This is a genomic window from Pseudomonas sp. SWRI99, from assembly GCF_014270125.1.
Classification (GTDB): domain Bacteria; phylum Pseudomonadota; class Gammaproteobacteria; order Pseudomonadales; family Pseudomonadaceae; genus Aquipseudomonas; species Aquipseudomonas hamedanensis.
The window spans coordinates 57,166-81,316 of the sequence record NZ_JABWQR010000003.1 but is presented as its reverse complement, the minus strand read 5'-3'; the positions used below and the strand labels follow the sequence as shown (position 1 = coordinate 81,316).

Here is a 24,151-nt window from a genome sequence, read left to right as displayed (position 1 = left end):
CAAGGCAAGCATGCAGATGGGCCTGGATTTCACCCTGGTCGCTGAAGTCGAAGAATTGGTCGCCGGTGTCGATGAAGTCGGCCGCGGCCCGTTGTGCGGTGCAGTCGTGACGGCGGCGGTAATCCTCGACCCGAACCGGCCGATCCTTGGTCTCGACGACTCGAAGAAACTCACCGAAGCCAAGCGTGAAAAGCTCTATGACGAGATTTGCGAGAAGGCCCTGAGCTGGTGCATTGCCCGTGCCGAGGTCGAAGAAATCGACGAGCTGAACATCCTCCACGCGACCATGCTGGCGATGCAGCGTGCGGTGGCCGGCCTGCACATCCAGCCGAAACTGGCGATGATCGACGGCAACCGCTGCCCGCAACTGCCGATGCGCGCTGAGGCGGTGATTCAGGGCGACGGCAAGGTGCCAGCGATCGCGGCGGCGTCGATTCTGGCCAAGGTCAGCCGCGACCGCGAAATGGCAGCGTTCGAATTAATCTATCCGGGCTACGGCATCGGCGGTCATAAAGGCTACCCGACCCCCGTTCATCTGGAAGCGTTGGCACGGCTCGGTCCGACGCCGATTCACCGCCGCTCGTTCGCCCCGGTACGCCTGGCTTACGAGGCGCTGGAAAGCCTGACGCAGGTTTAGTCGCAAGGCTGATGTTTTGTTCGAGGCCCGGTACAATCCGGGCCTTGTTGTTTCCATGTAACTGGACAGGATCACTATGCCGGCTTCATTCGTTCATCTACGCCTGCACACTGAATACTCCCTGGTCGACGGGCTGGTGCGAATCAAGCCGCTGGTCAAGGCGCTGACGGGCATGAACATGCCGGCGGTCGCGGTCACCGATCAGAACAACATGTGTTCGCTGGTCAAGTTCTATAAAAACGCCATGGGCGCAGGCATCAAGCCGATCTGCGGCGCCGACCTGTGGCTGGCGAACAAGGATCCGGATGCGCCGCTGAGCCGCATCAGCCTGTTGGTGATGAATGCCAAGGGCTATCGCAACCTGACCGAGTTGATCTCGCGAGGTTTCATTGAAGGCCAGCGCAACGGCATGGTCATCGTCGAGCGCGAGTGGGTCGCCGAGGCCAGCGAAGGCCTGATCATGCTGTCCGCCGCCAAAGAAGGCGAGATCGGCATGGCCATGATTGGCGGCAACCCGGCCGAGGCCGAGGCCTTGGCGCGCGAGTGGATGGCGGTGTTCCCGGATCGTTTCTATCTGGAAATCCAGCGCACCAACCGTCCCAACGACGAAGAGCAACTGCACGGCGCTGTGGCGCTGGCCGACAAGCTTGGCGCGCCGTTGGTGGCGACCAACGATGTGCGCTTCATCAAGCAGGAAGACTTCGCCGCCCACGAAACCCGCGTGTGCATCGGTGAGGGCCGTGCCCTCGACGATCCGCGGCGTTCGAAGAATTACAGCGATCAGCAGTACCTGAAAAGCGCCGAGGAAATGATCGAGCTGTTCAGCGACATTCCCGACGCTGTCGAAAATACCGTCGAGATCGCCAAACGCTGCAACATCGAAGTGAAACTGGGCACCCACTTTTTGCCCAACTTCCCGATTCCCGATGGCATGACCATCGACGAATATTTCCGCAAGGTCTCCTTCGACGGTCTCGAAGAACGACTGGCGGTGCTGCTGCCCAAGGACACCACCGAAGATTACGAAGCCAAGCGTCAGGTCTACGTCGACCGCTTGAATTTCGAACTGGATATCATCATCCAGATGGGCTTCCCCGGTTACTTCCTGATCGTGATGGACTTTATCCAGTGGGCCAAGAACAACGGCGTGCCGGTCGGTCCTGGTCGGGGATCGGGTGCCGGCTCGCTGGTGGCTTACGTCCAGAAGATTACCGACCTCGACCCGCTGGAATATGACCTGCTGTTCGAACGTTTCCTCAACCCGGAACGGGTCTCGATGCCCGACTTCGACGTCGACTTCTGTATGGACGGTCGTGACCGGGTGATCGACTACGTGGCCGAGAAGTACGGCCGCAATGCGGTAAGCCAGATCATCACGTTCGGTTCCATGGCCGCCAAGGCTGTGGTCCGCGACGTGGCGCGGGTGCAGGGCAAGTCGTACGGCCTGGCCGATCGTCTGTCGAAGATGATTCCGTTCGAAGTCGGCATGACCCTGGAAAAAGCCTACGAGCAGGAAGAAATCCTGCGTGACTTCATCAAGGTCGATGAAGAAGCGGCGGAAATCTGGGAAATGGCGCGCAAGCTCGAGGGCGTGGTGCGTAACGTCGGTAAACACGCCGGTGGTGTGGTCATCGCCCCGACCAAGCTGACCGACTTCTCGCCGATCTACTGCGACGAGGCCGGCGACGGTCTGGTGACCCAGTTCGACAAGGACGACGTTGAGGCGGCCGGTCTGGTGAAGTTCGACTTCCTCGGTCTGCGAACCCTGACGATCATCGACTGGGCGCTGAAAACCATCAACCGCGACCGCGCCAAGGTCAACGAGCCGCCACTGGATATCGCGTTTATCCCGCTGGACGACAAACCGACCTACACGCTGCTGCAAAAAGCCGAAACCACGGCGGTGTTCCAGCTTGAGTCGCGGGGCATGAAAGAGCTGATCAAAAAGCTCAAGCCCGACTGCCTGGAAGACTTGATCGCACTGGTGGCACTGTTCCGTCCAGGCCCGCTGCAATCGGGCATGGTGGACGACTTCATCAACCGTAAGCACGGTCGCGCCGAATTGGCCTACCCGCACTCGGACTACCAGTACGACGGCCTCAAGCCAGTCCTGGCACCGACTTACGGCATCATCCTGTATCAGGAACAGGTGATGCAGATTGCCCAGGTCATGGCCGGTTACACCCTCGGCGGTGCGGACATGCTGCGGCGAGCCATGGGTAAGAAAAAACCCGAAGAAATGGCCAAGCAGCGTGGCGGCTTCATTGAAGGTTGTGCGACCAACGGCATCGACGCCGATCTGGCCGGTAACATTTTCGACCTGGTGGAAAAATTCGCCGGTTACGGCTTCAACAAATCCCACTCCGCCGCCTACGGCCTGGTGTCGTACCAGACCGCCTGGCTGAAAGCCCACTATCCGGCGCCGTTCATGGCCGCGGTACTCTCGGCGGATATGCACAACACCGACAAGGTCGTGACCTTGATCGAAGAAGTGCGCACGATGAAGCTGCGCCTCGACGCGCCGGACGTGAACACCTCTGAGTTCAAGTTCACGGTGAACGACGACGGCCGCATCGTCTACGGCCTCGGCGCGATCAAAGGCGTCGGTGAAGGCCCGGTGGAAGCGATCACTGAGGCGCGTCAGGCCGGTCCGTTCAAGGATCTGTTCGATTTCTGCGCCCGCGTCGACCTCAAACGCATCAACAAGCGCACCCTCGACGGTTTGATCCGCAGCGGTGCCCTGGATCGTCTGGGCCCGTACTTCCATGACGAGCAAAAGGCTTATCAGGCCAACATCGACCGCAACCGCGCCGTGCTGCTGGCGGCGATGGAAGAGGCGATCAAGGCTGCCGAGCAGACCGCGCGTACCCACGACTCCGGTCACGCCGACTTGTTTGGCGGCTTGTTCGTCGAGGAAGACGCCGATGTTTACGCCAGCCATCGCAAGGCCAAGGAGCTGACCCTGAAGGAACGCCTCAAAGGTGAAAAAGACACCTTGGGCCTGTACCTGACCGGTCACCCGATTGACGAGTACGAAGGCGAGATTCGCCGTTTCGCCCGTCAGCGCATCATCGACCTGAAACCGGCCCGCGACACCCAGACCGTGGCGGGAATGATCATTGCCCTGCGGGTGATGAAGAACAAAAAGGGCGACAAGATGGGCTTCATCACCCTCGACGACCGCTCGGGGCGGATCGAGGCGTCGCTGTTTGCCGAAGCGTTCCATTCGGCGCAATCGCTGTTGCAGACCGACGCGATGGTGGTGGTCGAAGGCGAAGTCAGCAACGACGACTTCTCCGGCGGCCTGCGCCTGCGGGTCAAGCGGGTGATGAGCATGGAAGATGCGCGCACCAACTTGGCCGAGAGCTTGCGCCTGAAACTGCACACCCAGGACCTCAAAGGCGATCAGCTACGCTGGTTGGGTGAGTTGCTCAAGCGTCATCGTGGCGCCTGCCCGATCACCATGGAGTACACCAGCCCCGAAGCGAAGACCTTGCTGCAGTTCGGCGAGACCTGGCGGATCGACCCGGCGGATGCGTTGATTCAAGCACTGCGTGACCAGTTCGGGCGAGACAACGTCTTCCTCCAATACCGTTGACCGGCAAGTGCCATTATTGCGCTTGTGCACAACCTGAATTTTTAATCTCGACCTCAGCGCGCCTCTCCCTTAAGGTAGGGCGCGAATAGACAACCGGCCGGCCCAAGCTCATTTGGGACACGACCCAAGACGGACGCCTATGAACCCGAATTTTCTAGATTTCGAACAGCCGATCGCCGACCTGCAAGCCAAGATCGAAGAGTTGCGCTTGGTCGGTAATGACAATTCGCTGAATATCGGCGATGAGATCTCCCGCCTGCAGGACAAGAGCAGAACGCTGACCGAAGACATCTTCGGCAAGCTGACCAGCTGGCAGATCGCACGCCTGGCGCGCCACCCGAAACGCCCTTACACCCTCGATTACATCGAACACATCTTCACCGAGTTCGATGAACTGCACGGTGACCGTCACTTCTCCGACGACGCTGCCATTGTTGGTGGTATCGCCCGTCTGGAAGACCAGCCGGTGATGATCATTGGCCACCAGAAGGGCCGTGAAGTCCGCGAAAAGGTACGCCGCAACTTCGGCATGCCGCGTCCGGAAGGCTACCGCAAGGCTTGCCGTCTGATGGAAATGGCCGAGCGTTTCAAGATGCCGATCCTGACCTTCATCGACACCCCGGGCGCCTACCCTGGTATCGACGCTGAAGAGCGCAACCAGAGCGAAGCGATCGCCTGGAACCTGCGTGTGATGTCGCGTCTGAAAACCCCGATCATCGCCACTGTGATCGGTGAAGGTGGTTCCGGCGGTGCGCTGGCCATCGGTGTCTGCGATCAGTTGAACATGCTGCAATATTCCACCTACGCGGTGATCTCGCCGGAAGGTTGCGCGTCGATCCTGTGGAAAACCGCAGAAAAAGCACCGGATGCCGCCGAAGCGATGGGCATCACCGCTGAGCGTCTGAAAGGCCTGGGTATTGTCGACAAGGTGATCGGCGAGCCACTGGGCGGCGCGCATCGTGATCCGGCGGCTGCTGCCGCTTCGATCCGTGCCGAGCTGAGCTCGCAACTGGCGATGCTCAAGCAGTTCGATAACGAAGCGCTGCTCAAGCGCCGTTACGATCGCCTGATGAGCTACGGTCTCTAAGTCGAGCGCCGATTCGGCTGGTGATGCGAAAACCTGTGGGAGCGGGCTTGCCCGCGAAAGCGATGTAACATTCAACCTATTTGTTGGCTGTTTTACCGCATTCGCGAGCAGGCCCGCTCCCACATTCGATTGGGGCAAAGAGAAAGATATGGGTCAGTCCCCGATTGATTTGCCATCCCGGCTTCTGCTGAACCTTGAGCCCTGGCGCCACGCCGCTCACTGGCGCATCGCGTTTTCCGGTGGCCTCGATTCCACTGTCCTCCTGCACCTTCTTGCCACCCTGGCAAAAACCGAATCCCTCCCTGCGCTAAGCGCTATCCACATCCATCACGGTCTTCAAGCTGCGGCAGATGCGTGGCCGCAACATTGCCAAGCCGTTTGCGATGCTTGGGGTGTGCCGTTGCAAGTGCAGCGGGTGAGGGTGCAACCGGGGGCGAGCCTTGAGCGGGCGGCGCGGGATGCGCGGTATGCGGTGTTCAGTTCGCTGACGCAGACCAATGAGGTGCTGCTGACCGGCCAGCACCGCGACGATCAAGCGGAAACGCTACTGTTTCGGCTGTTGCGCGGTGCCGGTGTGCGCGGGCTTGGCGGGATGCCATCGCAGCGGCCAGTGGGGCAGGGCGTGTTGGTTCGTCCGTTACTGGACGTTGGTCGCGCCGAGCTGGAACGTTATGCACAGGCTCATCAGTTGCGCTGGATCGAGGACCCGTCGAATCAGGATCAGCGCTTCTCACGAAACTTTCTGCGCCAGCGGATCATGCCTGCCGTGACCGAGCGCTGGCCGCAAGCGCAGGCCAGCCTGTCGCGCACGGCTGCGCATCTGCGTGAGGCGCAAGGCTTGCTGGATGAACTGGCGCGGATCGACCTGGCACAGGCCGAAACTGCCCATGAATTCGACTGGCTGGGGGTGCCATCGCTGGCGCTGGCACCGTTGGCCGCCTTGTCCGCCGCGCGCCAGCGAAACGCCCTCAGTCACTGGCTCGAACCGCTGACTCGTCTGCCCGACACTGACCATTGGTCGGGTTGGACCCATCTGCGCGACGCGGCCCAGGATGCTGCACCGGTCTGGCGACTGGCCGATGGCGAACTGCACCGCGGCGCTGGCCGCCTCTGGTGGCTCAGCGGCGACTGGCTGCAAGTTCCAGCGATCGGCGGCGAATGGCAGGCCCCGGCGTCAGCGCTACGCTTGCCGGGTAACGGTCGCGTCATGTTCTGTGGGCAGCCTCCCCAGGGGCCGCTGCGGATTGCTTACCGGCAGGGCGGCGAAGTGCTGCGGCTGACCGACCGTGGTCATCGTGATCTCAAGCGCCTGCTCAACGAGCGCGCGGTGCCGGGTTTCTTGCGTGGCAGATTGCCGCTGCTGTTGCGTGGCGATGAATTACTCGCGGTGGCCAACCTGGCGGGCCTTGATGGCGATACGCACGACAACTGGAAATTGCATTGGCAGCCAACAGACGAAGATCAAGGTTTGAGATGAAAGGGGCATTCCGGTAGACTACGCTCCCTTCTTGATACAACTTCTGTGGATTCGCCTGAATCGCAGGAGTTGCCGATTACCAAGCAGTCTTTGCTGGGCGATTCCAAAAAATGTGTAGCGAGCAACCTTCCGGTGTTTCATCTGCCGGTCTGTCCCAACGCGGCGGTTTTTTTGAAAGGTGCACTGTGATTAATGCAGGTGATCGGGGGCTTCGGCCTTCCTTCGCTTTCCCCGGCGGCTCGTACCGCTTTAACGCAGACTTCTAGGGTTTTTCATGACGCGCTACATATTCGTCACGGGCGGTGTTGTTTCTTCATTGGGGAAAGGCATTGCCTCGGCTTCATTGGCGGCCATCCTGGAGGCGCGGGGGCTTAAGGTCACCATGCTTAAGCTGGATCCGTACATCAACGTCGACCCGGGCACCATGAGCCCGTTCCAGCACGGTGAAGTGTTCGTCACCCACGACGGCGCCGAGACTGACCTGGACCTGGGCCACTACGAGCGGTTCATCCGCACGACCATGACCCAGAACAACAACTTCACCACCGGCCGTGTCTACGAGCACGTGCTGCGCAAAGAGCGCCGTGGTGACTACCTGGGTGCAACCATCCAGGTGATTCCGCACATCACCGACGAAATCAAGCGCCGCATCATCAAGGGTGCCGGTGACGCCGACGTGGCAATGGTCGAAATCGGTGGCACCGTCGGTGACATCGAGTCGCAACCTTTCCTCGAAGCCATCCGTCAATTGCGTTTCGAGGTCGGCGCCAAGCGCGCGATGCTGATGCACCTGACGCTGGTGCCGTACATCGCCACCGCTGGCGAGACCAAGACCAAGCCGACCCAGCACTCCGTCAAGGAACTGCGTTCGATCGGCCTGCAGCCAGACGTGCTGGTGTGCCGCTCCGATCACCCGATCGACATCTCGTCGCGTCGCAAGATCGCGCAGTTCACCAACGTTGAAGAGCGTGCGGTCATCGCGCTGGAAGACGCCGACACCATCTACAAGATCCCGGGCATCCTGCACTCGCAGGGTCTGGACGATTTCGTCGTCGAGCGTTTCGGTCTGCAATGCGGCAGCGCCGATCTGTCCGAGTGGGAAGCGGTGGTTGACGCCAAGCTGAACCCGGAACACGAAGTGACCATCGCCATGGTCGGCAAGTACATGGAGCTGCTGGACGCTTACAAGTCGCTGATCGAAGCGATGAGCCACGCCGGTATCAGCAACCGCACCAAGGTCAATCTGCGCTACATCGATTCCGAAGACATCGAGAACCAGGGCACTGCGCTGCTCGAAGGTGTCGACGCGATTCTGGTGCCGGGTGGCTTCGGTCTGCGTGGCGTGGAAGGCAAGATTACTGCCGTTCAGTACGCTCGTGAAAACAAGGTGCCGTACCTGGGCATCTGCCTGGGCATGCAAGTGGCGGTCATTGAATTCGCCCGTAACGTGTTGGGCTGGAAAGACGCCAACTCCACCGAGTTCGATCGTGCCAGCGGCCATCCGGTTGTCGGTCTGATCACCGAGTGGGAAGACGCCACCGGCGCTGTTGAAGTGCGTACCGAATCGTCGGACCTGGGCGGCACCATGCGCCTGGGCGCGCAGGACTGCCTGCTCGAGCCGGGCTCCAAAGTGCACGACTGCTACGGCAAGGACGTGATCGTCGAACGTCACCGTCACCGTTACGAAGTGAACAACAACCTGCTGCCGCAGATCATCGAAGCCGGCCTGAAGATTTCCGGTCGCTCCGCTGATGCCGCGTTGGTCGAAGTGGTTGAAGCCCCGGATCATCCGTGGTTCGTCGCCTGCCAGTTCCACCCTGAGTTCACCTCGACACCACGTGACGGCCATCCGCTGTTCAGCGGTTTTGTCAAAGCCGCGTTGGCTCAACACCAGAAGAAGGCGTAACCCGATGGCACAGAAGATTATCCGCGTCGGCGACATCGAGATTGCCAATGACAAACCCATGGTGCTGTTCGGCGGCATGAACGTGCTGGAAAGCCGTGACATGGCCATGCAGGTTTGCGAAGAGTACGTGAAGGTCACCGAAAAACTCGGTATCCCCTACGTGTTCAAGGCCAGCTTCGACAAGGCCAACCGTTCTTCTGTGACCTCCTACCGCGGTCCTGGCCTGGAAGAGGGCATGCGCATCTTCCAGGACATCAAACAGGCTTTCGGCGTGCCGATCATCACCGACGTCCACGAGCCGGATCAGGCCGCGGTCGTCGCTGAGGTCTGCGACATCATCCAGTTGCCGGCCTTCCTGTCGCGCCAGACCGATCTGGTTGTCGCGATGGCCAAGACCAACGCCGTCATCAACATCAAGAAAGCCCAGTTCCTCGCGCCCCAGGAAATGAAACACATCCTGAACAAGTGCGTCGAAGCGGGTAACGATCAACTGATTCTCTGCGAGCGCGGTTCGAGCTTCGGCTACAACAACCTCGTGGTCGACATGCTCGGCTTCGGCATCATGAAGCAGTTCGAATACCCGGTGTTCTTCGACGTGACCCATTCGCTGCAAATGCCTGGCGGTCGTTCCGACTCCGCCGGCGGTCGCCGCGCACAGGTCACTGATCTGGCCAAGGCCGGCATGAGCCAGTCGCTGGCGGGTCTGTTCCTCGAAGCACATCCGGATCCGGACAACGCCAAATGCGACGGCCCTTGCGCCTTGCGTCTGGACAAACTGGAGCCATTCCTGGCCCAGCTCAAGGCTTTGGACGAACTGGTGAAGAGTTTTCCGACGGTAGAAACCGCGTAACGCTCGATTCTCCGGTAAAGTACCGCACGATTTGTCGCTCATGCCCTCGGGCGTGAGCGCTGTCGTCTGCAAGTCTGCCCGCTGTACTTCGCTTGCCGACGATAAAGATTTCCTCTAGCTGCGTCGTTTTCGTCAACTTTGGAGTGTTTACAACAATGGCAAAAATCGTCGACATCAAAGGTCGTGAAGTTCTCGACTCCCGTGGCAACCCCACCGTGGAAGCGGATGTGCTTCTCGACAACGGCATCATCGGCAGCGCCTGCGCGCCGTCCGGTGCATCCACTGGCTCGCGTGAAGCACTCGAGCTGCGTGATGGCGACAAGAGCCGTTACCTGGGCAAGGGCGTGCTCAAAGCGGTAGCCAACATCAACGGTCCGATCCGCGATCTGCTGCTGGGCACCGACCCAAGCGACCAGAAAGCCCTCGACCACGCGATGATCAAGCTCGACGGTACCGAAAACAAAGCGACCCTGGGCGCCAACGCCATCCTCGCTGTGTCCCTGGCTGCGGCCAAGGCGGCTGCTCAGGATCAGGACCTGCCGCTGTACGCACACATCGCCAACCTCAACGGCACCCCGGGTGTGTACTCGATGCCGGTGCCGATGATGAACATCATCAACGGTGGCGAGCACGCCGATAACAACGTCGACATCCAGGAATTCATGGTGCAGCCGGTGGGCGCCAAGTCGTTCTCGGAAGGTCTGCGCATGGGTACCGAGATTTTCCATCACTTGAAAGCCGTGCTGAAGGCCCGTGGCCTGAGCACTGCCGTTGGCGACGAAGGCGGTTTCGCACCGAACCTGGCGTCCAACGAAGACGCGCTGAAAGTGATCTCCGAAGCCGTGGCCAACGCCGGTTACAAGCTGGGCACTGACGTGACCCTGGCGCTGGACTGCGCCGCGAGCGAATTCTACGAAGACGGCAAGTACAACCTGTCCGGCGAAGGCCAGGTGTTCACCGCTGAAGGTTTCGCCGACTACCTCAAGGGCCTGACCGAGCGCTACCCGATCATCTCCATCGAAGATGGCCTGGACGAGTCCGACTGGGCTGGCTGGAAAATCCTCACCGACAAGATCGGCGAGAAAACGCAACTGGTCGGCGACGATTTGTTCGTGACCAACACCAAGATCCTGAAAGAAGGCATCGATAAAAAGATCGCCAACTCGATCCTGATCAAGTTCAACCAGATCGGCACCCTGACCGAAACCCTGGAAGCCATCCAGATGGCCAAGGCTGCCGGTTACACCGCAGTGATCTCGCACCGTTCCGGCGAAACCGAAGATTCGACCATTGCCGACCTGGCTGTTGGTACCTCGGCTGGCCAGATCAAGACCGGTTCGCTGTGCCGTTCCGACCGCGTTTCCAAGTACAACCAACTGCTGCGTATCGAAGAGCAGTTGAACGGCAAGGCCAAGTACAACGGTCGCGCCGAGTTCCGCGGTTAAGCGCAACCTGATCAAAGGACACCGGATTGTGTCGAAAAAGTCGTGACAGCGATGGATTTGCCACTAATCTGATGCCTTAAGCACAAGCCTGGACCTTTCCAGGCTTCGTGCTATCAGATGCTTCAAAGTTGTGGCGTGGCTGTCTTTTTTCACTGGATACCTGATATTCGATGCGCAGTCCTTACTGGTTGTTTCTCGTTTTGCTCTTGCTGCTGGCCGGTCTGCAGTACCGCCTGTGGGTGGGCAATGGCAGTCTGGCGCAGGTCGCCGAGCTGAAACAGCAGATTGCCGACCAACACGCCGAGAACGAAGGCCTGCTGGAGCGCAACCGGGTCATGGACGCCGAAGTCAGCGAACTGAAAAAGGGCATGGAGACCGTTGAAGAGCGGGCTCGTCACGAACTGGGCATGGTCAAGGACGGCGAAACCCTTTACCAGTTGGCCCAATGATCGATTCCCTGCCGGCCTTCTGGGCCGTGATTCCTGCCGCGGGCGTCGGTGCCCGAATGGCCGCGGACCGTCCCAAGCAGTATCTGCAACTGGGCGGGCGTACAATTCTCGAACACAGCCTCGGCTGTTTCCTTGATCACCCAAGCCTGAAGGGGCTGGTGGTCAGTCTTGCTGTTGACGACCCTTATTGGCCGCACCTGGCGTGCGTCAACGATCCGCGGATTCAGCGGGTTGATGGCGGGGCAGAGCGTTCCGCTTCGGTACTCCATGCCTTGCTGCATCTGCATGCGCACGGTGCCGACGACGAAGATTGGGTGCTGGTGCACGATGCGGCACGGCCGAATCTGAGTCGCGACGATCTCGACAAACTGCTCGCTGAACTGGCTGATGACCCGGTGGGCGGCCTGCTGGCCGTGCCTGCCCGCGACACGCTCAAGCGCGTCGATAAAAACGGGCGCGTAGTTGAAACCGTGGATCGCAGCGTGATCTGGCAGGCGTATACGCCGCAGATGTTTCGCCTCGGCGCGTTGCATCGGGCGTTGGCCGACAGTCTGGTGGCGGATGCCGTGATTACCGATGAAGCGTCGGCGATGGAGTGGGCCGGTCTGGCGCCGCGACTGATCGAGGGGCGGGCGGATAATCTCAAGGTGACCCGACCTGAAGACCTGGAATGGTTGCGCCAGCGTTGGGCTAATCGCCGCTGAGTGTTATGGCGCTTAACAGATTGCCTTCGCGAGCAGGCTCACTCCCACAGTTAACCGCGTTCGACGGCTAAATGCATTTCCCTTGTGGGAGCGAGCCTGCTCGCGAAAGCGCTCACACAGGCAGTCCATAACTCAAACCCTGTACTCCGGCCGCTCAGCCAACCCCACCTTCAGAAAGTCCACCAACTTGCGCACCTTCGGCGACAAATGCCGCTGCTGCGGATACAACGCCCACACCGCCGTATTCGGCGGCTGGTGCGCCTCCAGCAAGGAAATCAACGCGCCGCTGTGCAAATGTTCGAGCACGTAATAATCCGGCAACTGACACAACCCCACCCCTTGCAGCGCCGCGTCCAGTACCGCCTGTCCGCTGTTGCAACGCCAGTTGCCCTGCACCCGCTGGGAAAATTCCCGCCCGTTCTGTTCCAGTTGCCAGATGTCCGAGCTGCCAATCAGGCAATTATGCCGACTCAGTTCCGACAAACTGTGTGGGCGACCGTACCGTTCCAGGTAGGACGGCGATGCGCACAGGTACATGCGCCGTGGTGCCAGGCGAGTGGCGACCAGCCGCGAATCCTGCAGCCGGCCGAGGCGGATTGCCAAGTCCAGACCCTCGTGCACCAGGTCCAGTTGGCGATTGCTCAGTTCGATATCGATGCGCAGTTGCGGGTAAAGCCCCATGAATCGTGTCACCAGCGGCACGATAAACCGTTCGCCATAGGCCACGGCACAGGTCATGCGCAGCATGCCTTTCGGTTCGCTGGTCAGATCGCCAACCGCGCGCAACGCCTCTTCGCGGCCATCCTGCAAGCGCTGACAGTGCTGGAGAAAAGTCTGCCCGGCCTCGGTCAGCGTCACTCGCCGGGTGCTGCGATACAGCAGGCGCGTCTGTAAACGCTCCTCCAGCCGGACGATTTGGCGACTGACGTGCGAGGACGAAACCCCGAGTCGCTCTGCCGCTGCGGTGAATTGGCTGCATTCGGCGACGGCAACGAACTCGTCGATGCCTTCCCAACGGTTTTCCGACATGAAGATTGTCCCTGTACAGCAATAATATTTTGCATTTGTCCGGATTATTAATCACTGAGCGCTGAACTACACTGTTTGTCTGTTTTATATTCATTGGATTCACTGGAGAGTCAGCATGATCAAGTCACGCGCCGCCGTTGCCTTCGAGGCCAAGAAGCCGCTGGAAATCGTAGAAGTCGATGTCGCCATGCCCAAGGCCGGTGAAGTGCTGCTGCGCGTTGTCGCTTCCGGGGTTTGCCACACCGATGCCTACACCTTGTCAGGCGCCGATCCGGAAGGCATCTTCCCGTCGATTCTCGGCCACGAAGGTGGCGCCATCGTCGAAGCCATTGGCGAGGGCGTGACCTCGGTCGCTGTTGGCGATCACGTCATTCCGCTGTACACCCCGGAATGCGGCCAGTGCAAATTCTGCAAGTCTGGCAAGACCAACCTGTGTCAGGCGATTCGTGCCACTCAAGGTAAAGGCCTCATGCCTGACGGCACATCGCGTTTTTCCTACAAGGGCGAAACGATCTTCCACTACATGGGCACCTCGACGTTCGCGGAATACACCGTGCTGCCGGAAATTTCCGTGGCCAAGATCGCCAAGGACGCGCCGCTGGAGAAGGTCTGCCTGCTCGGTTGCGGCGTGACTACCGGCATTGGCGCCGTGCTCAACACCGCCAAGGTCAAGCCCGGTGACACCGTGGCGATCTTCGGCCTCGGCGGTATCGGTTTGTCTGCCGTGATCGGTGCGGTGAAAGCCAAGGCTGCACGGATCATCGCGATCGACATCAACCCGGCCAAATTCGAAATCGCCAAACAACTGGGTGCCACCGACTGCGTCAATCCGAAGGACTTCGATCGTCCGATCCAGGAAGTCATCGTCGACATGACCGATGGCGGCGTGGACTTCTCCTTCGAATGCATCGGCAACGTGCAACTGATGCGCGCCGCGCTTGAGTGCTGCCACAAAGGCTGGGGCGAGTCGGTGATCATCGGCGTTGCCGGCGCCGGCCAGGAAATCGCTACCCGGCCGTTCCAGTTGGTCACCGGTCGCGTCTGGCGCGGTTCGGCATTCGGCGGTGTGCGTGGCCGCAGCGAATTGCCGAGCTACGTCGATATGGCCCAAAGCGGCGAAATCCCGCTGGACACTTTCATCACCCACACCATGGGTCTGGAAGACATCAACAAGGCTTTCGACCTGATGCACGAAGGCAAGAGCATCCGCACTGTCATTCATTTCTAAGGAGCAGCGACAAGCTACAAGCCATAAGCTGCAAGCAGGCGCAACGCCCTCGTGCAGCTTGAAGCTCGCAGCTTGCGGCTGAAGTGCTATGAATCTGGAAAACATTTCCTGTCAGAAGAGTTTCGGCGGTTGGCACAAGCGCTATCGCCATCGCTCCGAGGTGCTTGATTGCGACATGGTGTTCGCCGTGTACCTGCCCCCGCAGGCAGAGCAGGGCGGCAAGCTGCCGGTGCTGTACTGGTTGTCGGGTTTGACCTGCACCGATGAAAATTTCATGCAAAAGGCCGGTGCGATGCGCATGGCCGCCGAGCTTGGTTTGATCATCGTCGCACCGGACACCAGCCCGCGTGGCCCGGATGTCCCGGACGATGCGGACAAGGCTTGGGATTTTGGTCTCGGCGCCGGGTTTTATCTGAATGCCACGCAGGAACCCTGGGCGCGCCACTATCGGATGCATGACTATGTCGTGCAGGAATTGCCTTCACTGGTTGAAGCGCATTTCCCCGCTTCCGACAAACGCAGCATCAGCGGACACTCCATGGGCGGTCACGGTGCTTTGGTGTGTGCATTGCGCAATCCGGGGCGTTACCAGTCGGTTTCGGCGTTTTCGCCGATTACCCATCCGATTGATTGCCCTTGGGGTCAGAAAGCCTTCTCTCATTACCTGGGCGAAGACCGTTCCAAGTGGAAAGAGTGGGACGCCTGTGCGCTGATCGCGGAGGCCTCGGAGAAGCTGCCGTTACTGGTCGATCAAGGTGATCGCGACGATTTCCTCGCGACCCAGCTCAAACCCGAAGCCCTGCAACAAGCGGCAAAACAGGCGGGCCACCCGCTGACGTTGCGCCTGCAACCGGGCTATGACCATAGCTATTTCTTCATCTCAAGCTTTATTGACGACCACTTGCAGCATCACGCGCGCGCTCTAGGCGCCTAATGTCTGACAAAGCAGGTAGAATCACGCCCTGACAAAAATCGGGGCGTTTTTTTATGCGTATTGGCCACGGCTATGATGTGCACCGTTTCGCTGAAGGCGATTTCATTACTCTCGGCGGCGTGCAGATTGCACACAGCTTCGGGCTCCTCGCTCATTCCGACGGTGACGTCCTGCTGCACGCCCTGAGCGATGCCTTGCTCGGCGCAGCGGCGCTGGGTGATATCGGCAAACACTTCCCGGACACCGACCCGCAATTCAAGGGCGCCGACAGTCGAATGCTGCTGCGTCATGTGGTCAGTCTGATCCATGCCAAGGGCTGGAAGGTCGGTAACGTCGATAACACCATTGTTGCCCAGGCGCCGAAGATGGCCCCGCATATCGAATCGATGCGCGCGCTGATCGCTGCGGATCTTCAAGTAGAGTTGGATCAAGTGAACGTGAAAGCTACCACCACCGAAAAGCTCGGCTTTGTCGGTCGCGAAGAAGGCATCGCCGTGCATTCCGTTGCCTTGTTGCTGCGCGCATGAATGAACTGCAATTGCTCGGCCCACGCGCCTACGGTGAACCCCTCGGCACGGCGGTACTGAAAGCCATTGCCGAAGACTTCCAGGTCGATGAAGTTCTGGATATCCCGTTCAGTGGCGACGGCGAACATCTGTGGATCTGGGTGGAAAAGCGTGGATTGAATACCGAAGAAGCCGCACGGCGGATCGCCAAGGCCGCCGGTGTGCCCTTGCGTACTGTCAGCTATGCCGGCCTCAAGGATCGTCAGGCCCTGACTCGCCAGTGGTTCAGCGTGCAGTTGCCGGGCAAGGCCGATCCGGACCTGTCGGCGGCGGAAAACGACACGTTGAGGATCCTCAAGACCACGCGCCACAAGCGCAAGCTGCAACGCGGCGCGCACTCGGCCAATGGCTTCACCTTGCGCCTGACTCAGTTCGCCGGCGATGAGGCTGCGCTGGAACAGCGCCTGCAACTGATCGTCAAGCAAGGCATTCCCAATTATTTCGGCGCCCAGCGTTTCGGTCATGACGGCGGTAACGTCGTCGATGCGCGGGCGTGGGCGGCGCGCAAGGCCTTGCCGGAACAGCGCAACGTACGTTCGCGTTTGCTGTCGACGGCGCGCAGCTTTCTGTTCAATCAGGTGCTGGCGGCGCGTGTTGCCGATGGCACTTGGCAGCTTGCGCTGGTCGGCGATCTGCTCGCGTTCACTGACAGCCGCAGTTTTTTCCCGGCCGGTGAAGCCGAGTGCAGCGACCCGCGACTGGCGATTCTCGATCTGCATCCGACCGGTCCGCAGTGGGGGGCAGGTGACTCTCCGGCCACAGGGACAGTCCATGATCTGGAGCAGGGGATCGCCGCGCGTGAAGCGGATCTGCGTGATTGGTTGATTCACGCCGGCATGAGCCACGAACGTCGCATCCTGCGACTGCCCATTGGCGGGTTGACGTGGCATTATCCCCAGCCTGACATTCTGCAACTGGAATTCGTCCTCCCGGCCGGATGCTTCGCCACCGTATTGGTGCGCGAACTCGTTGATCTGGTGCCGGTGGGGCAGACGGACAGCCCATGCGTATTCTGATTTCTAACGACGATGGGGTAACCGCACCCGGTCTCGCCGCGCTTTATGCTGCGCTGGCGGATTACACCGAGTGCGTGGTTATCGCCCCCGAGCAGGACAAAAGCGGCGCCAGCAGTTCGCTGACGCTCGACCGTCCGTTGCACCCGCAATACCTGGCCAATGGCTTCATCAGCCTCAATGGCACGCCGACCGACTGTGTGCACCTGGGCCTTAACGGTCTGCTGGAGCGCGAAGCGGACATGGTGGTTTCCGGCATTAATCTCGGCGCCAACCTTGGCGATGATGTGCTGTATTCCGGGACGGTGGCGGCGGCCCTGGAGGGACGTTTCCTCGAACGCCCCTCGTTTGCCTTTTCGCTGGTCTCGCGTCAGGTGGATAACCTGCCGACGGCGGCCTACTTTGCGCGCAAACTGGTCGAGGCGCATGCCGGGCTCGATTTGCCGCCGCGCACGGTGCTCAACGTGAATATTCCCAATCTGCCGATCGATCACATCCGTGGCATCCAGCTGACCCGACTCGGCCATCGCGCCCGGGCGGCGGCGCCGATGAAAGTGGTCGACCCCCGTGGCAAGGCCGGTTACTGGATTGCAGCGGCCGGCGATGCCGAAGACGGCGGTCCGGGCACTGATTTTCATGCAGTGATGCAAGGCTACGTTTCCATTACCCCGTTGCAGCTCGATCGCACCTTCAACGATGCCTTCAGAAGTCTTGACGGCTGGCTGGGAGGACTCGGCTGATGGCGCGTGAACACGAAGATCGCCTGCGCAGCGGCATCGGCATGACGTCCCAGCGCACACGCGAACGCCTGATCCAGCGCCTGTATGAAGAAGGCGTGAGCAACGCCAAGGTGCTGGAGGTTATTCGGCGAACGCCGCGTCACCTGTTCGTCGATGAAGCGCTGGCCCATCGCGCTTATGAAGACACCGCATTGCCGATTGGCAACAACCAGACCATTTCCCAGCCTTATATGGTGGCGCGCATGAGCGAGCTGCTGCTGGAAGCGGGGCCGCTGGATAAAGTACTGGAAATCGGTACCGGCTCCGGTTATCAGACGGCGGTGCTGTCGCAACTGGTCGAACGGGTGTTTTCCGTCGAGCGGATCAAGGTGCTGCAGGATCGCGCCAAGGAACGTCTGGTTGAATTGAACCTGCGCAACGTGGTGTTTCGCTGGGGCGATGGCTGGGAAGGCTGGCCGGCGCTGGCACCTTACAACGGCATTATCGTCACGGCGGTCGCAACCGATGTACCGCAAGCCTTGCTCGATCAACTGGCGCCTGGCGGGCGCATGGTGATTCCGGTCGGGTCGGGCGAGGTGCAACAACTGATGCTGATCGTGCGCGAAGAACACGGCTTTTCCCGCCACGTTCTGGGCGCTGTGCGCTTCGTGCCTTTGCTCAACGGGCCACTGGCCTGAGCATTTGTTTGCCGCTGTTGAATTCCTTTCAACGGCCTCGGTCTTACAGCGGCAATGTCGGATTAAACGTAGCGTATTGCCAGCTGGCAAACGTGTGCGCACAGCGATTTCGCTTCATTAAGGGTAAAGCCGGTTCTGCCCGTTATACTTGCGACATTTGATGCCGGGTACCGGTATCACACATTTTTCAGCCACCACAAAGGGAGCGGCGGGTGAGTCTCAGAGTCATTGCGCAGCGTATGGGTAACACGAGCTTTCAGCGCCTGGTGACTGGCCTTGTCTTGAGCACCCTGCTGGTCGGTTGCTCCAGCACCAAATCGAGCAACGTGAGTGTCGTCGATCGCAACAAGGCAGTGGCCCAGCGGCCGACCGTAACGACCGGGCAGTATGTAGTCCGTCCGGGCGACACGCTGTTTTCGATCGCGTTTCGCTACGGCTGGGACTACAAAGCCCTCGCTGCGCGGAACAATATTCCTACGCCGTATACGATCCACCCAGGTCAGACAATTCGCTTTGACGGGCGTAGCGGATCAACGTCGACAGCCGTGGTGAGAAACACCAGTTCTTCGCCTTCTTCGTCGAGCAAAACCACAGTAATCCGGCGCCAGGCCAATGGCACGACGACCACCACAACCACCGGTTCTGCCGGGGCTGTACCGTCCGTCGCGAACAAGCCAACCCCTGCACCATTGCCTCCGGCAGGGCCAGCCCCGACCGGCTGGGGATGGCCATCTAATGGCATTCTTATTGGAAAATTCTCTTCAAACGGTAGTTTGAATAAAGGAATTGATATCGCCGGAGATTTGGGACAGCCTGTTTTAGCTGCGTCTGATGGGACGGTCGTATACGCCGGGAGTGGCTTAAGGGGCTACGGCGAATTGGTCATCATCAAACACAGCGAAACCTACGTCAGTGCCTACGGTCACAACCGCAGGCTGTTGGTTCGGGAGGGACAGCAGGTCAAGGTCGGACAGACAATTGCCGAAATGGGGTCAACGGGTACGGACCGGGTGAAACTGCACTTTGAGATTCGCCGCCAAGGTAAACCTGTGGATCCACTGCAGTTCCTGCCAAGACGTTGATTTGTAAGCCAGCCTGTTCCGTCGCGTAGAGGGGACAGGCTCCAGCGCTGCCAAGGATAAAGGCGTCGCTTGAGCTTGGGGTCGAACTCACCAAAGGACTATAACAATGGCTCTCAGTAAAGAAGTGCCGGAGTTTGACATCGACGATGAGGTTCTCCTTATGGAGACCGGCATCGATTCGGATTCGATGTTGAATGATGAAGGGGCTGCTCCACCTTCCGTTCGTTCCAGATCCAAACACTCCGCTTCACTTAAACAACACAAGTACATCGACTACACGCGTGCACTTGATGCCACGCAGTTGTATCTCAACGAAATTGGCTTTTCCCCATTGCTCTCCCCGGAGGAAGAAGTTCATTTTGCGCGCTTGTCGCAAAGTGGCGATCCGGCCGGGCGCAAGCGCATGATTGAAAGTAACCTGCGGCTGGTGGTCAAAATCGCCCGGCGTTACGTCAATCGGGGGCTGTCGCTGCTGGATCTGATCGAAGAGGGCAACCTCGGGCTGATCCGCGCGGTAGAAAAGTTCGATCCCGAGCGCGGTTTCCGCTTCTCGACCTACGCGACCTGGTGGATTCGTCAGACCATCGAGCGCGCCATCATGAATCAGACCCGGACCATCCGGTTGCCGATCCATGTGGTCAAGGAGCTCAACGTGTACCTGCGGGCCGCACGGGAGCTGACGCAAAAGCTCGATCACGAACCTTCACCCGAAGAAATCGCCAACCTGCTGGAAAAACCGGTAGGCGAGGTCAAGCGTATGCTCGGCCTGAATGAACGGGTTTCTTCGGTCGACGTCTCGCTGGGTCCGGATTCGGATAAAACCCTGCTGGACACCCTCACCGACGACCGTCCGACCGATCCCTGCGAACTGCTGCAGGACGACGATCTGTCCCAGAGCATCGATCAGTGGCTGTCCGAGCTGACCGACAAACAGCGCGAGGTGGTGATACGCCGCTTCGGCCTGCGCGGTCATGAAAGCAGCACGCTGGAGGATGTAGGCCTGGAGATTGGCCTGACCCGGGAACGGGTCCGGCAGATCCAGGTAGAAGGCCTCAAGCGTCTTCGCGAAATTCTCGAGAAGAATGGCCTGTCGAGCGAGTCGCTGTTCCAATAAGCACTCGAGCGACCGCCCGCGAAAAGCCCCGCCTGGTTCGACCAGTCGGGGCTTTTTGTTTTTGTGTTGAAGAAAGGACCGGCGGGGCACGGGCAAGGCACCTGACCAGCGGTCAGCACTTTCTGCGTTTGTAGTCTCCTGCTGTAAGCCATTGCTTACTGTGTCGTAAGTGTTCGGAATTTTTACACAGTGGCAGACGTCTATGTCGGCTGTCGTTATGGCTTAACCTATTGATTGGAATGGTTATTTTTTTAATGTTAAAGGCTGATGACACCGCAGTCGCGCCCTCAGCGCCGATTGCTCCCGCCGGGGAACTCTCTAATATCTGAGTTGTGTCGACGGACAGACACGCCCTTTACGGATGAAGGGAACGGACATCGCAGGACGCGATTCATCAGGACGATGAAAAGGAATACAGGGAATAGGGAAAAAATGTGGGCGGGTCATACCGCCCCTTTTTTCGTCTGCAGAAAAGTAGAACCTTCAAAAAGCAAAAAGGCCCGCAAGGGGCCTTTTCATTCGAGCGCGGTCAGATCAGCGTTCGAGTTGTTCGATCTTGTTTGGCTTGCCATCCCACTCGGCAGAATCCGGCAATGGATCCTTGCGTTCGGTGATGTTGGGCCAGATATCCGCCAGCTCGGCATTGAGCTCAATGAAGTTTTCCATGCCAGCCGGAATCTCGTCTTCCGAGAAGATCGCCACGGCAGGGCACTCTGGTTCACACAGCGCGCAGTCGATGCACTCATCCGGGTGAATCACCAGGAAGTTCGGGCCTTCGTAAAAGCAGTCCACCGGACAGACTTCTACGCAGTCGGTGTACTTGCACTTGATGCAGTTGTCGGTGACGACGAAGGTCATTTCTAATTCTCTCCTCAGGCGGCGGCAGCGTTGCCCCTTCACGGTTGGGGTCGCCAGGTTCGGGAGCGATACCTGCCAGCCAGGCTATTAGCCGGCAGCATCCCAAACCGCGCGAGATTCTAACAGCTTGAAGCCGTTTGCGTTATATCCGCTTCTTTAGTACTTATATCCGGTTCTTCAGTGCATAGAGCATTTCGAGCGCACGGCGGGGCGTCATGTCGTCCAGATCCACTTTTGCCAGTTCGTCGAGTACCGGGTGCGGCAGGCTGGCGAACATGTCGCTTTGCTGCGGTGTCGACGGTTTGCCTTTTGCGGCCGGTTTCGGCGCCTCATGAGGCAGGGCGGTATCCTCCAGACGGCTCAAATGTTCACGGGCGCGCACGATCACTTCGCTGGGCACGCCGGCCAGTTGCGCCACCGCCAAGCCATAGCTCTGGCTGGCCGGTCCGGGCAGGACGTGATGCAGAAACACGATGCGCTCGTTGTGCTCGGTTGCATTGAGATGCACGTTGGCTACCAGAGGTTCGGCCTCCGGCAGTACCGTCAGTTCAAAGTAGTGCGTGGCGAACAGCGTATACGCTCGCAGATGCGCCAGGCGCTCGGCCGCCGCCCACGCCAGCGACAGACCGTCGAAGGTGCTGGTGCCGCGTCCGACTTCGTCCATCAGCACCAGGCTGCGCTCGGTGGCATTGTGCAGGATGTTGGCGGTTTCGCTCATTTCCACCATAAAGGTCGAGCGGCCGCCGGCGAGGTCATCACTGGAGCCGATTCGGGTGAAGATGCGGTCGACCAGCGACAATTCACAGCTGGCTGCCGGGACAAAACTGCCGATGTGCGCCAGCAGCACGATGAGCGCGGTCTGCCGCATGTAAGTGGATTTACCGCCCATGTTCGGCCCGGTGATCACCAGCATCCGCGTGTTGTCATCAAGGCTCAGGTCGTTGGCCACGAACGGCGTCGTCAGCACTTGCTCGACCACCGGGTGACGACCCTGAGTAATGCGCATGCACGGTTCGCTGACAAAACGCGGGCAGTTCAAGTCAAGATTCAGCGCCCGTTCGGCGAGGTTGCTCAGCACGTCCAGTTCGGCCAGTGCTCCAGCGGTGTCCTGCAACGGCGGCAACTGGCTGATCAGGTCTTCAAGCAGCGCCTCGTAGAGCATTTTCTCGCGCGCCAGCGCCCGGCTCTTGGCCGATAGCGCTTTGTCTTCGAACTCTTTCAATTCCGGGGTGATAAAACGCTCGGCGCCCTTGAGGGTCTGGCGCCGGATGTAATCCGCCGGTGCCGATTCCGCCTGCTTGCTCGGCAGTTCAATGAAGTAGCCATGAATACGGTTATAACCGACCTTCAGATTCGCCAGACCGGTGCGGGCTTTCTCGCGGGCCTCCAGATCAATCAGGAACTGGCCGGCGTTTTCGCTCAGCGATTGCAGTTCGTCGAGTTCGCTGTCGTACCCGGTTTTCAACACGCCGCCGTCGCGGATCACCGCCGGCGGGTTGTCGATAATGGCTTTTTCCAGCAGCGCGGCGAGTTCCGGGTAGGTGCTGGTGATCGTTGCCAGCGATTGCAGGTGCGGCGCTTCCAGGTCAGCCATTGCCACTTGCAGCTCAGGCAGGGCGCCGAGGGCGTCGCGCAAACGCGCGAGATCACGGGGCCGCGCATTGCGCAAACCGATTCGCGCCAGAATACGCTCGATGTCGCCGATTTCCTTGAGCTGCGGCTGCAGTTTTTCGAATCGATAGCCGTCGAGCAGGCAACGGATCGAACTCTGCCGCGCCAGCAGCACGGTGAGATCGCGCAGCGGGCGGTTCAGCCAGCGGGTCAGCAAGCGGCTACCCATGGCGGTCTGACAGCGATCCACCACCGATTGCAGGGTGTTGTCGCGACCGCCGGCCAGGTTGGTGTCGAGTTCCAGATTGCGTCGGCTGGCGCCGTCGAGCACCACGGTGTCATCAAGGCGTTCGTGACGCAGGCTGCGCAAATGGGGCAGGGCGGTGCGCTGGGTTTCCTTGGCGTAAGCCAACAGGCAACCGGCGGCGCCGATGGCCAGGGTCAGGTTCTCGCAACCGAAACCCTTCAGGTCCTGGGTGGAGAATTGCTGGCAAAGGCTTTTCAACGCCGAATCACGTTCGAAATCCCACGGTGCACGACGACGGACCCCGCGACGTTTTTCCGCCGGCAGGTCTTTCGGCCAGTCATCGGGAATCAGCAGTTCCACCGGGTTGACCCGCTCCAGTTCCGCCAGCAGGTTTTCCCAGCCCTTGATCTCCAGCACGCTGAAGTTGCCGCTGGTGATGTCGAGCACCGCCAGGCCGAACAGGCGTTCGTCACCCAGTACCGCCGCGATCAGGTTGTCGCGACGCTCGTCGAGCAGCGCTTCATCGCTGACTGTGCCCGGCGTAATGATCCGCACCACCTGACGTTCCACCGGACCCTTGCTGGTAGCCGGGTCGCCGACTTGCTCACAAATCACCACCGACTCGCCGAGCTTGACCAGTTTCGCCAGGTAACCTTCCGCTGCGTGGTAAGGAATCCCACACATCGGAATCGCCTGACCCGCCGACTGCCCACGCGCGGTCAGAGTGATGTCGAGCAATTTGGCCGCCTTCTTCGCGTCTTCGTAGAAGATCTCGTAGAAGTCGCCCATGCGGTAGAACATCAGCTGATCCGGGTGCTGGTTCTTCAGGCGCCAGTATTGCTGCATCATCGGGGTGTGGGAGGACAGGTCAGAGACGGCTTTATTCATCGGATTGTCAG

The 24,151-nt window shown here is 59.8% G+C and carries 20 protein-coding genes; 17 read left to right on the top strand and 3 right to left on the bottom strand.

What is annotated here, in order from left to right; all coding sequences use genetic code 11:
- Positions 1–10: 10 nt before the first annotated feature.
- From rnhB to ispD, 9 genes are all read left to right on the top strand, one after another.
- Positions 11–637 (top strand): ribonuclease HII, encoded by a 627-nt coding sequence (gene rnhB, locus HU743_RS03390; RefSeq protein ID WP_186550332.1) that lies wholly within the window; start codon positions 11–13, stop codon positions 635–637.
- 76 nt (positions 638–713) lie between these two features.
- The gene (gene dnaE / locus HU743_RS03385) at positions 714–4,235 is read left to right on the top strand and encodes a DNA polymerase III subunit alpha (RefSeq protein WP_186646934.1); all 3,522 of its coding nucleotides are present in this window, start codon (positions 714–716) and stop codon (positions 4,233–4,235) included.
- Between the two features lie 139 nt (positions 4,236–4,374).
- Complete coding sequence (locus HU743_RS03380) at positions 4,375–5,322, top strand: acetyl-CoA carboxylase carboxyltransferase subunit alpha (RefSeq protein ID WP_186620934.1); 948 nt, start codon at positions 4,375–4,377, stop codon at positions 5,320–5,322.
- A gap of 148 nt (positions 5,323–5,470) precedes the next feature.
- Positions 5,471–6,799, top strand: a complete 1,329-nt coding sequence (tilS, locus tag HU743_RS03375) for a tRNA lysidine(34) synthetase TilS (protein ID WP_186646933.1) — start codon at positions 5,471–5,473, stop codon at positions 6,797–6,799.
- Between the two features lie 274 nt (positions 6,800–7,073).
- Complete coding sequence (locus HU743_RS03370; RefSeq protein WP_186550194.1) at positions 7,074–8,705, top strand: CTP synthase; 1,632 nt, start codon at positions 7,074–7,076, stop codon at positions 8,703–8,705.
- Positions 8,706–8,709: 4 nt separating this feature from the next.
- Positions 8,710–9,555: a 3-deoxy-8-phosphooctulonate synthase gene (gene kdsA / locus HU743_RS03365; protein ID WP_007954807.1), complete on the top strand. Its 846-nt coding sequence runs from the start codon at positions 8,710–8,712 to the stop codon at positions 9,553–9,555.
- A gap of 155 nt (positions 9,556–9,710) precedes the next feature.
- Positions 9,711–11,000: a phosphopyruvate hydratase gene (gene eno / locus HU743_RS03360; protein ID WP_016771461.1), complete on the top strand. Its 1,290-nt coding sequence runs from the start codon at positions 9,711–9,713 to the stop codon at positions 10,998–11,000.
- 170 nt (positions 11,001–11,170) lie between these two features.
- Complete coding sequence (gene ftsB, locus HU743_RS03355; RefSeq protein ID WP_007964293.1) at positions 11,171–11,449, top strand: cell division protein FtsB; 279 nt, start codon at positions 11,171–11,173, stop codon at positions 11,447–11,449.
- On the top strand, positions 11,446–12,153 hold the full coding sequence (gene ispD / locus HU743_RS03350) for a 2-C-methyl-D-erythritol 4-phosphate cytidylyltransferase (RefSeq protein WP_186646931.1): 708 nt from the start codon (positions 11,446–11,448) through the stop codon (positions 12,151–12,153). The genes ftsB and ispD overlap by 4 nt, the downstream gene beginning before the upstream one ends.
- Before the next feature lie 132 nt (positions 12,154–12,285).
- Here ispD and HU743_RS03345 read toward each other — a convergent pair whose 3' ends face one another.
- Positions 12,286–13,182, bottom strand: coding sequence for a LysR substrate-binding domain-containing protein (locus HU743_RS03345; RefSeq protein WP_186635269.1), 897 nt, complete (start codon positions 13,180–13,182; stop codon positions 12,286–12,288).
- A gap of 115 nt (positions 13,183–13,297) precedes the next feature.
- On the opposite strand from HU743_RS03345, the gene HU743_RS03340 reads away from it, so the two are divergent.
- From HU743_RS03340 to rpoS, 8 genes are all read left to right on the top strand, one after another.
- Positions 13,298–14,410, top strand: coding sequence for an S-(hydroxymethyl)glutathione dehydrogenase/class III alcohol dehydrogenase (locus tag HU743_RS03340; protein WP_186620927.1), 1,113 nt, complete (start codon positions 13,298–13,300; stop codon positions 14,408–14,410).
- Positions 14,411–14,498: 88 nt separating this feature from the next.
- Positions 14,499–15,344: an S-formylglutathione hydrolase gene (fghA, locus tag HU743_RS03335; protein ID WP_186635272.1), complete on the top strand. Its 846-nt coding sequence runs from the start codon at positions 14,499–14,501 to the stop codon at positions 15,342–15,344.
- Positions 15,345–15,397: 53 nt separating this feature from the next.
- Positions 15,398–15,871 (top strand): 2-C-methyl-D-erythritol 2,4-cyclodiphosphate synthase, encoded by a 474-nt coding sequence (gene ispF, locus HU743_RS03330; RefSeq protein ID WP_186646929.1) that lies wholly within the window; start codon positions 15,398–15,400, stop codon positions 15,869–15,871.
- Positions 15,868–16,926 (top strand): tRNA pseudouridine(13) synthase TruD, encoded by a 1,059-nt coding sequence (truD, locus tag HU743_RS03325; protein WP_186646927.1) that lies wholly within the window; start codon positions 15,868–15,870, stop codon positions 16,924–16,926. The genes ispF and truD overlap by 4 nt, the downstream gene beginning before the upstream one ends.
- On the top strand, positions 16,914–17,663 hold the full coding sequence (surE, locus tag HU743_RS03320; RefSeq protein WP_186550209.1) for a 5'/3'-nucleotidase SurE: 750 nt from the start codon (positions 16,914–16,916) through the stop codon (positions 17,661–17,663). The genes truD and surE overlap by 13 nt, the downstream gene beginning before the upstream one ends.
- 41 nt (positions 17,664–17,704) lie before the next feature.
- Positions 17,705–18,340, top strand: a complete 636-nt coding sequence (locus HU743_RS03315) for a protein-L-isoaspartate(D-aspartate) O-methyltransferase (RefSeq protein WP_160768345.1) — start codon at positions 17,705–17,707, stop codon at positions 18,338–18,340.
- 212 nt (positions 18,341–18,552) lie between these two features.
- Positions 18,553–19,422 (top strand): peptidoglycan DD-metalloendopeptidase family protein, encoded by an 870-nt coding sequence (locus tag HU743_RS03310; protein WP_186620924.1) that lies wholly within the window; start codon positions 18,553–18,555, stop codon positions 19,420–19,422.
- 106 nt (positions 19,423–19,528) lie between these two features.
- Positions 19,529–20,536, top strand: coding sequence for an RNA polymerase sigma factor RpoS (rpoS, locus tag HU743_RS03305; protein WP_186620923.1), 1,008 nt, complete (start codon positions 19,529–19,531; stop codon positions 20,534–20,536).
- A 534-nt stretch (positions 20,537–21,070) separates the two neighbouring features.
- Here rpoS and fdxA read toward each other — a convergent pair.
- The gene (fdxA, locus tag HU743_RS03300) at positions 21,071–21,394 is read right to left on the bottom strand and encodes a ferredoxin FdxA (protein WP_186635278.1); all 324 of its coding nucleotides are present in this window, start codon (positions 21,392–21,394) and stop codon (positions 21,071–21,073) included.
- Between the two features lie 163 nt (positions 21,395–21,557).
- Positions 21,558–24,140 carry a DNA mismatch repair protein MutS gene (gene mutS, locus HU743_RS03295; protein WP_186646925.1) on the bottom strand — a complete coding sequence of 861 codons (2,583 nt, stop codon included), beginning with the start codon at positions 24,138–24,140 and terminating at the stop codon, positions 21,558–21,560.
- Between the last annotated feature and the right edge of the window lie 11 nt (positions 24,141–24,151).

Coding starts and splice junctions, on each gene's coding strand:
- rnhB (WP_186550332.1), top strand. CDS start 11: ATGCAGATGGGCCTGGATTTCACCCTGGTCGCTGAAGTCGAAGAATTG.
- dnaE (WP_186646934.1), top strand. CDS start 714: ATGCCGGCTTCATTCGTTCATCTACGCCTGCACACTGAATACTCCCTG.
- HU743_RS03380 (WP_186620934.1), top strand. CDS start 4,375: ATGAACCCGAATTTTCTAGATTTCGAACAGCCGATCGCCGACCTGCAA.
- tilS (WP_186646933.1), top strand. CDS start 5,471: ATGGGTCAGTCCCCGATTGATTTGCCATCCCGGCTTCTGCTGAACCTT.
- HU743_RS03370 (WP_186550194.1), top strand. CDS start 7,074: ATGACGCGCTACATATTCGTCACGGGCGGTGTTGTTTCTTCATTGGGG.
- kdsA (WP_007954807.1), top strand. CDS start 8,710: ATGGCACAGAAGATTATCCGCGTCGGCGACATCGAGATTGCCAATGAC.
- eno (WP_016771461.1), top strand. CDS start 9,711: ATGGCAAAAATCGTCGACATCAAAGGTCGTGAAGTTCTCGACTCCCGT.
- ftsB (WP_007964293.1), top strand. CDS start 11,171: ATGCGCAGTCCTTACTGGTTGTTTCTCGTTTTGCTCTTGCTGCTGGCC.
- ispD (WP_186646931.1), top strand. CDS start 11,446: ATGATCGATTCCCTGCCGGCCTTCTGGGCCGTGATTCCTGCCGCGGGC.
- HU743_RS03345 (WP_186635269.1), bottom strand. CDS start 13,182: ATGTCGGAAAACCGTTGGGAAGGCATCGACGAGTTCGTTGCCGTCGCC.
- HU743_RS03340 (WP_186620927.1), top strand. CDS start 13,298: ATGATCAAGTCACGCGCCGCCGTTGCCTTCGAGGCCAAGAAGCCGCTG.
- fghA (WP_186635272.1), top strand. CDS start 14,499: ATGAATCTGGAAAACATTTCCTGTCAGAAGAGTTTCGGCGGTTGGCAC.
- ispF (WP_186646929.1), top strand. CDS start 15,398: ATGCGTATTGGCCACGGCTATGATGTGCACCGTTTCGCTGAAGGCGAT.
- truD (WP_186646927.1), top strand. CDS start 15,868: ATGAATGAACTGCAATTGCTCGGCCCACGCGCCTACGGTGAACCCCTC.
- surE (WP_186550209.1), top strand. CDS start 16,914: ATGCGTATTCTGATTTCTAACGACGATGGGGTAACCGCACCCGGTCTC.
- HU743_RS03315 (WP_160768345.1), top strand. CDS start 17,705: ATGACGTCCCAGCGCACACGCGAACGCCTGATCCAGCGCCTGTATGAA.
- rpoS (WP_186620923.1), top strand. CDS start 19,529: ATGGCTCTCAGTAAAGAAGTGCCGGAGTTTGACATCGACGATGAGGTT.
- fdxA (WP_186635278.1), bottom strand. CDS start 21,394: ATGACCTTCGTCGTCACCGACAACTGCATCAAGTGCAAGTACACCGAC.
- mutS (WP_186646925.1), bottom strand. CDS start 24,140: ATGAATAAAGCCGTCTCTGACCTGTCCTCCCACACCCCGATGATGCAG.